Annotated in this window: 8 protein-coding genes; 7 read left to right on the top strand and 1 reads right to left on the bottom strand. The window is 62.0% G+C overall.

Translation table 11 applies throughout. From position 1 onward, the window contains the following. The 3 genes from ACY693_RS07915 to ACY693_RS07905 form a co-directional block, all read left to right on the top strand. A partial coding sequence (locus ACY693_RS07915; RefSeq protein WP_462321289.1) for a response regulator occupies positions 1-3,255 on the top strand: 3,255 nt, incomplete at its 5' end. After that, entirely contained in the window at positions 3,137-3,574 is a 438-nt protein-coding gene (locus ACY693_RS07910) for an Hpt domain-containing protein (RefSeq protein ID WP_462321288.1), read from the top strand. The genes ACY693_RS07915 and ACY693_RS07910, both read left to right, overlap by 119 nt. Further along, positions 3,571-4,554, top strand: a complete 984-nt coding sequence (locus tag ACY693_RS07905) for a diguanylate cyclase domain-containing protein (protein WP_462321287.1) — start codon at positions 3,571-3,573, stop codon at positions 4,552-4,554. The genes ACY693_RS07910 and ACY693_RS07905 overlap by 4 nt, the downstream gene beginning before the upstream one ends. 161 nt (positions 4,555-4,715) lie before the next feature. On the opposite strand, the gene ACY693_RS07900 is transcribed toward ACY693_RS07905, so the two are convergent. Further along, entirely contained in the window at positions 4,716-5,078 is a 363-nt protein-coding gene (locus ACY693_RS07900) for a hypothetical protein (protein ID WP_462321286.1), read from the bottom strand. A gap of 76 nt (positions 5,079-5,154) precedes the next feature. Here ACY693_RS07900 and ACY693_RS07895 point away from each other — a divergent pair, with 76 nt between their 5' ends. From ACY693_RS07895 to soeC, 4 genes are all read left to right on the top strand, one after another. Further along, positions 5,155-5,469 (top strand): hypothetical protein, encoded by a 315-nt coding sequence (locus tag ACY693_RS07895; RefSeq protein ID WP_462321285.1) that lies wholly within the window; start codon positions 5,155-5,157, stop codon positions 5,467-5,469. 465 nt (positions 5,470-5,934) lie between these two features. Next, on the top strand, positions 5,935-8,841 hold the full coding sequence (soeA, locus tag ACY693_RS07890) for a sulfite dehydrogenase subunit SoeA (protein ID WP_462321284.1): 2,907 nt from the start codon (positions 5,935-5,937) through the stop codon (positions 8,839-8,841). Positions 8,842-8,973: 132 nt separating this feature from the next. After that, a complete protein-coding gene (gene soeB / locus ACY693_RS07885) occupies positions 8,974-9,696 on the top strand; it encodes a sulfite dehydrogenase subunit SoeB (protein ID WP_462321283.1) in 723 nt (240 codons plus the stop codon). A 40-nt stretch (positions 9,697-9,736) separates the two neighbouring features. Further along, a complete protein-coding gene (soeC, locus tag ACY693_RS07880) occupies positions 9,737-10,717 on the top strand; it encodes a sulfite dehydrogenase subunit SoeC (protein ID WP_462321282.1) in 981 nt (326 codons plus the stop codon). Positions 10,718-10,852 lie beyond the last annotated feature (135 nt).

Here is a 10,852-nt window from a genome sequence, read left to right as displayed (position 1 = left end):
CAACCGGATGCGCTGGTGCGCTACTACCCCTTTGTGCAGCTCAACACAATTCTCAACGCCGGCTGGCAGCCGCAAAACTTCAATTTCTTCTACGAGGCCGATCCGGCTCATAACCCTGAGCGCGACGCACGCTGGAGCTCCGCTTACCTGGACCCAGCGCTCCGAGGTTGGATCATCTCGCGCATCGCACCGATTTATCGTGGCGACAGCTTCGCCGCCGTCGTCGGCTTGGATGTCCTGATCACGACCCTCACCGCGCGGCTCCTCGATATCGATCTCCCCTGGGGTGGCGAGGTCTTCCTGACCAATAGCGACGGCATGATCCTCTCTATGGTGCCGACCCTGGAACCGCTGTTCGAGATGGCGCAGCTGCAAGCGGGAGAAACCGGTCGCGGGATCACCGAGGAGGTCCTCAAACCGATGGAGCACAACCTGCTCGGCCATCCGAGCGCGGACATCGCCGCCCAGTTCGCCCCCCTCTTTGCTCAGAGCCAGTCCGAAGGCCATTTCGAGCACCTCGGCCGGCGCTTTCTGGTCGGTCAGCAGGAGATCGCCGAGACCGGCTGGCGCCTATTCTTTCTGATCGATGAAGCCAAAGTCGTCGCCCCCGCCGATCAGGCCCGAGCCTTGATGTTGCAGCTCGGTATGCTCTTTGGAGGCGCCCTGTTGCTGTTGTTGCCATTCGGCTTCATTCTCATCTCGCGCAAGAGTCGCAGCGTGGCCGAGGCGCTCGCGGCGCCGATTCGCCAGCTGGCAGCGAGCACCACCGATATTGAGCGTCATGCGCTGGCGCCACCGAGTCGCATCCTCGAGATCGATACGCTGATCGACAACTTCGAGGCGATGGCCGTGGAGATCAAACGCCACCGCGATAGCCTGCGCCAAGAGGTCGCCGAGCGCACCCGAGCGTTGGAAAAGAGCCAGCGCACCTATCGATCGCTGTTCGAGCAGAGCGCCGACGGTGTGCTGATCCTCGAGGGAGGGGAGTACGTCGAGTGCAATGCAGCCGCTACGGCGATCCTCGGCTACGAGGACGCAAGCGCCTTGGTGCACAGCCACCCCGAGCGGCTATCGCCACCCACGCAGCCGGATGGCCACCCGTCCCGGGAGAAGTCCGAGGCGATGATGCGCATCGCCGTGGAGCGGGGCTCCCACCGCTTCGAGTGGGTCTACCTCAAGGCCGATGGCGCGCCCATCTGGATCGATGTGCGGCTCACCCGCATTAGGGTGGAGGGAAAGGATTTGCTGCATGCGGTCTGGCGCGATATCACCGATCGCAAGCAGGTCGAGGAGGCGATGCTCAAGGCGAGACAGGAAGCAGAGGCAGCCGCCGCGGCGAAGAGCGATTTCCTGGCACGCATGAGCCATGAGATTCGCACCCCGATGAATGCCGTGATCGGACTCGCCCATCTGGCGCTGAGGACCGATCTCGATCCCAAGCAACGCGATTACCTGCGCAAGATACGCAGCTCCTCTCAAGCCCTGCTGGCCATCATCAACGATATTCTGGATTTCTCCAAGATCGAGGCCGGCAAGCTGACGCTGGAAAAGATCGCGTTCGATCTTCAGGATGTGCTCGACGACCTCATCAATGTCATCACGCTGCGCGCCGAGGACAAGGGCCTTGAGGTATTGCTGTCGCTCGACCCGGACGTCCCGCACCAGCTCATCGGCGATCCGCTTCGCCTCGGGCAAGTGCTGGTCAATCTGGCGATCAACGCCGTCAAATTCACTGACCGGGGCGAGGTGCTCATCCGCATCCGACTGCTGGCAAGTGAGCAAGACAGGGTGCGGATTGGTTTCGCGGTCCATGATACCGGCATCGGCATGAGCACCGAGCAGATGGCCGGGCTGTTCGACTCGTTCTACCAGGTCGATGGCAGCATCACCCGGCGCTACGGTGGCACCGGTCTCGGGCTCGCGATTGCGAAACAACTGGTCGAGATGATGGACGGCGAATTGCGGGTCGAGAGCACCCCCGGCCAAGGCAGCGTCTTCTCGTTCGAGATGCCTTTCGGTACCCAGGCGCCCGAGCATCAATCCCGGCCCCTGGTCTCGGCCGCGCTGCGGGACAAGCCGGTGCTGGTGGTCGATGATAATGCCACAGCCCGCGATGTCCTGAGCACCATGCTGGGAGCCTGTTTCTCAACCGTGGAGACGGCGGAATCGGGCGCCTCTGCGATCGCCATGCTCCAACAACGCTCGCGCGCCGGCGAGACGCCCTATGGCGTCGTGCTCATGGACCTGAAGATGCCAGGCATGGATGGCCTCGAGACCACCCGCCGCATCAAGCAAGACCGCCGAATCGGCGCCACGCCCGCGATCCTGATGGTGACGGCCTATGGGCGCGAGGCCATCATTCAGCAGGCCGAGCAGGTTGGGATCGATGGCTTCCTGAGCAAACCCATCAGTCAATCCTTACTGTTCGACAGCCTGCTGAACCTGTTCGACCTTGGCGGTAACCTGGATCAGCCCCCCGATCAGCCTACAGATCAGGCGCAGGATCGATCGGCAGGGCGGCTCGCGGGCATCCGGGGGGCCAAGGTGCTGCTGGTAGAGGACAACGCGATCAACCAGCAGGTGGCGACTGAGCTCCTCGAGCAAGTGGGTCTGATCGTCGACCTGGCCGACAATGGCCTGCAAGGCGTGGAGAAGGCGCGCGCGGGAGGTTATGAATTGATCCTCATGGACGTACAGATGCCGGAGCTGGATGGACTCGAGGCGACGCGGCGCATCCGCGCCCTGGGTTTCAGTGAGCTCCCCATCGTCGCCATGACGGCGCACGCCATGGCTGGCGACCGGGAACGCAGCCTGGAGGCCGGGATGAACGATCATCTGACCAAGCCGATCGATCCGGCGGCGCTCGCGGAGATCCTCCTGCGCTGGCTCCCGGCCCGCCTCAGGGAGGCCGCACCACGACGTATCAAGCAGGATGCCGACCAGGATCGCGCTGTCCTAGCGTTGCCTGAGATCGAGGGCCTCGATACCGAGCTGGGGCTCTACCGCAGCGGCGGTGCCGTGCGACTGTATCGGACACTGCTCGACGCCTTCTTGCATCAGAATGCCGATGCCGCTGAACGGATCGCCGCGGACTTGACGGCGGGGTGTTTCCAGGAGGCCGAGCGGACCGCGTTCCTTGAAGGGGGTCTCTGCTTCGCTTGGGGCCGCCTCGCTGTCAAGCACTGCGGGCGCAATCGAAGACGCGTTGCGGCAGCAGGACGAGACGGCGGCTCAGGCGGCGCTGCCGGCCTATGAGCAGGCGCTTCAGCGGCTCTGTGAGGGTCTGAACAGGTTCTTTTCGCGAGCTACTGATCCCGGTGAATCTGGGACCGCGCCAGCGGGCAACGCCGATGTGCAAGAGGTATCGCGGCAGCTCGCGCAGTTGACAACGATGCTGGAAAACGGCAGCTCCAAGGCGGAGCACTTGGTGGATGAGCTGCGACCGGCATTGTCTGCCCTGGGGCTTGACGCTGCGCTCGACGACCTCTGCGAGGCCATCGAGGATGGGGAATTCGAGGACGCCGCCCAGAAGGTCGTGGCGCTGCGTCGCCAGCTCGAGGAGAGAAACGGATGATCGTCGAGGAGAAACACCGTATCCTCATCGTCGATGATGAGCGCATCAACCGCGAGCTCTTGTCTGAGCTCTTGGAACAGCATCATGAGGTGATCCTCGCCAAGAACGGTGAGCAAGCCCTGCAACGGGTCCGGGCCGATCCTCAGATCGATCTGATCTTGCTGGACGTGATGATGCCGGGCATGGATGGTCATGAGGTGCTGCGACAACTCAAGGCGCACGACGCCATCCAGCATATCCCGGTCATTTTCATCACGGCCCTGAATTCGGTCGACGACGAACAAATCGGCCTGGATCTGGGAGCCGCTGATTACATCAGCAAACCCTTCAATCCAGCCATCGTCACGCTGCGCGTCGCCAATCACCTGAGCTTTGTCCGCCAGCGTAAGCTGCTGGAGATCCTGGCAGGGCGGGATGGGCTGACCGAGATCAACAACCGCCGCCGTTTCGATGAGACCTTGCAGAAGGAATGGCAGCGCGCCAAGCGCAGCGCCCTGCCGTTTTCGCTGGCCATCATCGATGTCGATTGCTTCAAGCAGTTCAATGACCATTACGGCCATGCGCACGGCGATAAGGTCCTCAAATCGGTCGCCAAGACCCTGAGCGAGGCGCCGCGTCGTCCAGCCGATCTAGCGGCCCGCTACGGGGGCGAGGAATTCGTACTGCTGTTACCCGAGACGGATGCCGAAGGCGCGCGATCACTCGCCGAAGAGGTTCGGCTCGCCGTCGAGGCACTCTCGATTCCGCACGCCTATTCGGACGTCGCTCGGCACGTCACGGTTTCGATCGGCGGCGCGACACGGATCATCAAGGACGGCCATCCCCAGAAACTGATCGAGGCAGCCGATTCCATGCTCTATGCAGCTAAGTCAAGCGGACGGAATCGGGTGATCTGGGAGGGCTCTTGCGGTGGTGGCGCGCAATCTCCATCGGCTGAGGGCGATCCTACTGGCGCCGGAGGCCGCGCGGGAGAAGCGTGAGCGAAAACGCGCTGCCTGAGCGCAGCCTGTCCTTAGAGCACATCGGCTCAGGCACGCCATCGCCGTCCCTGCGCTTCGCCACCTGCATCACCGGAGCTGTAACGCGGGGTTCTAGGACAAGGTCGACCCGGTGATGGCCGACGATCGCGTGCATGTCAGTTTCACAACCGTTGCAGCCCCTGCGCCCAGTCGGCGACAAACTCCTCGATCGACTCGATGAAATCGGGCTCGTGCTCGCTGCGATTGATGGTGCAGTGGACCAGGGTGCCATCAGCTGCTGCGGTGACCGTCCAAGCCAGTGCATTCGGGCAGCCCGGCAGGGTGAAGCGAACGCCATCGCGGGTACACTCGCGGTTGACCTTGAACTGTCCCCAGAGGCAGTAGATCTCGCCGGTGTCCAGAGCAGCATCCCAGTGCAGTACCTGGTCGATTGATTCGCACAGCTCGGGTAGCCTCTGCCCGGTGAGCTCGTGCTGGAGTTGCTCGGCGCCGAGACGCGCCTGAGCTGTGGCAAAGAATTCCATCGTTTACGTTTAGTAAGACTCGACTGGAGTGGTGAGATTGACTGCGGATGAAGAGCGCTTCGTGAGGCGACGGGCCATGCCTGTGCGCACATGGCCCGTCGTCGGGGTCTTATTGCTGACCATGCTGCTCGGGCTCGGTGTCTGGCTCGTCTGGTTTGCACCCCTGCTGGCGAACCCCTTCGCGGTGCAGGCAAGGCTGGAGGTCGATGCGATCCCATGTGCGACCATGGCCTGGTCAGCGGCCCTGTTGCCAGTCGTGGCGTTGTTCTGCCTGTTGATCGTCCTCGCACTGCTGCTGTTTGCGTTCATCGCCTTCGCTCATGAGCGACGCTATCTCGACTTGTTGGAGAAGCAGGGTTTGATGCCATCCGGCGCACGGCTCACTAATTAGCCTGCTCGATGTCAGGTCTTCTGGAAGGCGTAGGCGCACGAGTTTGAGCAACGGCGCTTGGCGCGACGCTGAGATTCAGCATGCCGTCCCCGATGGCCGCCTAACCTGTTGACCGCGCATCAGGCTTGCGATCTTAGCGGACCCTTATCTTGTCATAAAGAATTTCAAAGTTCGCCGATGATGACCAATCGGCTGAGGGCGCAGCAGCGTCTGGCGCATAGCGAGGGGGGCTTGCGCAAGGGTCCTGTTGAGCATAACGATGTCATTTTAGTTGATCCCGATCAATGACTTATTGACCTTCTGTCGACTGTGGCCGAAGCCGCCATCGGGCGCAGCGACAAGGCGCCGCTGAGCAAAAATTTCCCCAAACAATACGACGTTGGCGTTGATCGAGCGCGCTTACCAGTCGGCTCCTCAAATATTAGAATGTATCGACATTCCCTAGAGGCCCTGACGAGCACACCCATGAAAGACCCTGCCGTGCAACACGATGCCGAGATTGGCCAGACCGAGGTCAAAGAGACCACCTGCTACATGTGCGCCTGTCGCTGCGGCATTCGCGTGCATCTGCGCGATGGTCAGGTCCGTTATATCGAGGGCAACCCGGACCATCCGCTGAACAAGGGCGTGCTTTGTGCCAAAGGCTCATCCGGGATCATGAAGCAGGTCTCGCCGGCCCGGCTGACCAAGCCCTTGCGCCGCAAGGCCAGTGCCAAGCGTGGTGAATCCCAGTTCGAGGAGATCTCCTGGGACGAGGCGATGACGATGCTCAGCGAGCGGCTGGGCAAGCTGCGCGCCACCGACCCGAAGAAGTTCGCACTCTTCACGGGCCGCGACCAGATGCAGGCATTGACGGGCATGTTCGCGAAGCAGTTCGGCACGCCGAACTATGCCGCGCATGGCGGCTTCTGCTCGGTCAACATGGCCACCGGCATGATCTATTCGATCGGCGGCTCGTTCTGGGAGTTCGGCGGACCGGATCTGGACCACGCCAAGCTCTTCATCATGATCGGCACCGCTGAGGACCATCATTCCAATCCGCTGAAGATGGCGATCTCGAAGTTCAAGCGCCAAGGCGGGCGCTTCATCGCCATCAACCCGGTGCGCTCGGGCTATGGCGCGATTGCCGACGAGTGGGTGCCGATCAAGCCGGGCACCGATGGTGCGCTGTTCCTGGCCCTGACCCACGAGATCCTCAAGCTCGGTCTCTTCGACCGGGATTTCTTGATCCAGTACACCAATGCCGCCGAGCTGGTGATCGATGATCCCGAGCGCGACGATCACGGCATGTTCGTCCGTGACGAGAGCATCGATGTGACCCGCGGCTGCACCGATCCGCAGGACAAGCTCTGGTGGGATCGGAACACCGGCCCGGTGTTGACGCACAGCGACGGCGCTGATCCGCGCCTGCTCGGCAGCTTCACGATGCCCGACGGCACGCCGGTGAAGACCTCGTTCCAACTCCTGAAGGAGCGCGTCGACCCCTACACGCCCGAGTGGGCCGAGAGCATCACCGGCATTCCAGCAGCGACCATCCGTCGCTTGGCGCACGAGATGGGCGTGATGGCGCGCGATCATAAGATCGAGCTGCCGATCAGTTGGACCGATGTCTGGGACAAGGAGCACGACCGCGTCACCGGCAATCCGGTCGCCTTCCACGCGATGCGCGGCCTGGCGGCGCACTCGAACGGTTTTCAGACCATCCGCGCGCTGAGCATCTTGATGAGCGTGCTGGGGACCATCGACCGCCCTGGCGGTTTCCGCCACAAGGCACCGTTCCCGAAGCCGATCCCGCCCTGCCCGAAGCCGCCACACAGCCCAGACGCGGTGCAGCCGAATACGCCGCTTGATGGGCTACCGTTGGGCTGGCCTGGCAGGCCAGAGGACCTGTTTGTCGATGACAATGGCGAGCCAGTGCGCATCGACAAGGCCTTCTCTTGGGAGTATCCGCTCGCGGCCCACGGCCTGATGCACAACGTGATCACCAATGCCTGGCGTGGTGATCCCTACCGGATCGACACCCTGCTGCTGTTCATGGCCAACATGGCCTGGAACTCGTCGATGAATACGGTCGAGACGCGCAAGATGCTGACCGACCAGGACGAGAATGGCGAGTACAAGATCCCGTTCCTGGTCGTCTGCGATACCTATTCCTCGGAGACGGTCGCCTTTGCCGATCTCGTGCTGCCGGACACGACCTATCTCGAGCGCCATGATGTGCTCTCGATGCTCGATCGGCCGATCTCTGAGTTCGACGGACCGGTCGACTCGGTCCGCCTGCCGGTGCTGCCGCCGAGGGGCGAGTGTCGGCCGTTCCAGGATGTGCTAATCGACCTCGGCGCCCGGCTTGGGCTGCCCGTCTTCACCAACGACGATGGCTCGCCGAAGTACAAGAACTACCCTGACTTCGTCGTCAACTACGAGACATCGCCGGGCTCGGGGATTGGCTTCCTCGCTGGCTTCCGCGGCAAGCACGGAGACAAGTCGCTCAAAGGCGAGCCTAATGCGAAGCAATGGGAGCAGTACGCGGCCAATCATTGTGTCTTCCACTATGAGCTGCCGCGCAGTTACCAGTACATGCGCAACTGGAACAAGGGCTATCTGCACTGGGCACGGGCGCATGCCCTGACCCGATGGGCGGAGCCGATCACGATTCACATCTACTCGGAGATCCTGCAGCGCTTCCGTGCCGCCGCTCAGGGTAAATGGCCGGGACGCAGGCCCCCGGAGCGCTATCGCGAGCGGATTGAGACCTTCTTCGATCCGCTGCCGTTCTTCTATGATCCGCTCGAGGCTCAGCGCGTCGACACCAAGCGCTTCCCGCTCACCGCGCTGACCCAGCGGCCGATGGCGATGTACCACAGCTGGGACAGCCAGAATGCCTGGCTGCGCCAGATCCACAGCCACAACTACCTGTTCGTGAACCCGAAGATGGCGATCGCTCAGGGTATCGAGGATGGCGACTGGATCTGGGTCGAATCGCACCTCGGCAAGGTCAAGTGCATGTGTCGCTATTCAGAAGCGGTCGAGCCGAATACGGTCTGGACCTGGAACGCGATCGGCAAGGCGCCGGGTGCCTGGGGGCTGAGTGCAAAGGCGGATGAGTCGAAGAAGGGCTTCTTGCTGAATCACATCATCAGCGAGGAGCTGCCGTTGGTGAGCTCCGATGGCAAACAAGTTCTCTCGAACTCCGATCCACTGACCGGGCAAGCGGCCTGGTTCGATACGCGGGTGCGCATCTCCAAGGCCGAGGCGCAAGAGCCCAAGGTGACCGAGCCGCAATTCCCGCCGATGAAGACGCTGCCAGGCCAGCTCGCAAGGCCGAAGCAGCGCTGGCAGGCCTATGTTGCCGGTCTATTCGGCAGGAAATAGGACAACCCATTGCGGCCGGCCTGAGGGCCGGCCAACTGATCAAGCTCGGAGTGTGTGTGGCCTAGTCCCTTGTCGAGACCCGCACATCCGGCAATTCCAATGCCTCCGGGCCAGCATTACCCGCGATAGACCATGACTCAACTCGCCCTCGTCATCGACCTAAATGTCTGCGTTGGCTGCCATGCCTGCGTGACCTCCTGTAAACAATGGAACACCTCGGGCTGGGCTGGTCCGATGGTGGATGAGAATCCTTACGACGCGAATCCAACCGGCACCTTCTTCAACCGGGTGCAGACCTATGAGGTTGGCAGCTTCCCAAGCACCGAGACGGTCCACTTCCCGAAGAGCTGCCTGCATTGCGAAGACCCGCCTTGTGTCCCGGTCTGCCCAACCGGCGCTTCTTACAAGCGCGAGGACAACGGAGTGGTGCTGGTCGACTATGACAAATGCATCGGCTGCAAGTACTGCTCCTGGGCCTGCCCCTATGGTGTGCGCGAGCTCGACGAGCAGCAGAAGGTGATGAAGAAATGCACGCTCTGCATCGATCGGATCACCGACCATACCTTGCCCGAGGCCGAGCGCAAGCCCGCTTGCGTGATCGCATGCCCGACCAATGCTCGGCTCTATGGCGATGTGCATGATCCAGACTCCGAGGTCTCGGTCGCGATCCGCGAGCGCGGAGGCTATGCGCTGATGCCGGAATGGGGCACCCAGCCGGCCAATCACTACCTGCCGCGTCAGAAGACCCACATGCATATCACCGAGGAGGATCTGCAGCGCTCCGACAATCCGCTGACCAAGGAAGACATCACCGTGTACCGCGGTGAAGAGACCATGGAAGACGTCACCTGGTAGCGCGCCGACCCCTCATCTGAACCTCGACAGGCCATTTCCGATGCATCCAGCTTTCTCTGTCATCTTCTTGACCACGCTCATTGGCGCCGGTCAGGGCCTCTTCTTGGCCCTCTTCACCGGCCAGTTCTATTCCACGGCTGAACTGGTCGAGCCCCAGGCGGACGCCTTCTATGCGGTGGGCAGTGCGCTCTCGTTGGCCTTACTCGTGGGGGGGCTCGCGGCGTCGTTCTTCCATCTCGGGCGCCCGGAGCGCGCCTGGCGCACCGCCACGATGTGGCGCACCTCCTGGCTCTCGCGCGAGGTCATCGTGCTGCCGGCGATGATGGGGATCGTCTTCCTCTACGGGCTCTTCCATTGGGCCGGCTGGACGCAGCCATTCATCATCCTCGGGGATGGGGCCCTACCCATCGATGCCACCTTCCTGATTGGCATGGTCGGTGTGCCAGTCACCCTGGCCTTGTTCGTCAGCACCGGGATGATCTATGCCAGCGTCAAGTTCCTGCAGGAGTGGCATTCGCCGTATACCATCGTCAACTTCATCTTCCTAGGCACGGCCTCCGGGTTCATGCTGGCAGCGGCATACTCGGCGTTGATCGGCAACCATCTGGTGGCCTTCTTCGGCACCTGGGCTGTCATCGCGACCTTGCTCGGTCTGTTGACTCGCACCGCGTCCTTGGTGCGCAACGCCTCCCTCAAGCATCGCAGCACCTTGCAGACAGCGATTGGCATCCGTCACCGCGGCATCGTGCAGAAGTCGCAAGGCTTCTCGGCCGGCTCGTTCAACACCCGGGAATTCTTCCATCACCAGAGTCCAGAGACCCTGAAGCTGATTCGCGTGGCCTTCATGGTCCTGGTATTTCCGGTCCCGATAGCGCTGGTGCTGCTGTCTTATTTGCTGGAGTCGACAACGCTGCCGATCCTTGCCTTTGCAATCCAGTACTTGGGCCTGTTAGCCGAGCGCTGGTACTTCTTCGCCGAGGCTCAGCATCCGCAAAATCTGTACTACCAGCAGGTCTCCTAGCGTCTGAGGGAGCGCGGAGGCGGGCTTCTAACGCCTGTCTCTCAGCAACGCAAAAAGACCCGAGCGCATGGCGCTCGGGTCTTAGGCGATTTCTGTCAAAGCTCATACCGCCTTGCTGGTCTTTTCGCTCGCCTT

It is taken from the genome of Halochromatium sp. (genome assembly GCF_054919635.1).
The sequence above is the reverse complement of the archived record's forward strand: the minus strand, read 5'-3'. Positions and strand labels throughout refer to the sequence as shown.

What these genes read in the sequence shown, in the direction of transcription:
- soeC (WP_462321282.1), top strand. Translation starts at nt 9,737, where the DNA reads ATGCATCCAGCTTTCTCTGTCATCTTCTTGACCACGCTCATTGGCGCC.
- ACY693_RS07895 (WP_462321285.1), top strand. Translation starts at nt 5,155, where the DNA reads ATGCCTGTGCGCACATGGCCCGTCGTCGGGGTCTTATTGCTGACCATG.
- soeA (WP_462321284.1), top strand. Translation starts at nt 5,935, where the DNA reads ATGAAAGACCCTGCCGTGCAACACGATGCCGAGATTGGCCAGACCGAG.
- ACY693_RS07900 (WP_462321286.1), bottom strand. Translation starts at nt 5,078, where the DNA reads ATGGAATTCTTTGCCACAGCTCAGGCGCGTCTCGGCGCCGAGCAACTC.
- ACY693_RS07905 (WP_462321287.1), top strand. Translation starts at nt 3,571, where the DNA reads ATGATCGTCGAGGAGAAACACCGTATCCTCATCGTCGATGATGAGCGC.
- soeB (WP_462321283.1), top strand. Translation starts at nt 8,974, where the DNA reads ATGACTCAACTCGCCCTCGTCATCGACCTAAATGTCTGCGTTGGCTGC.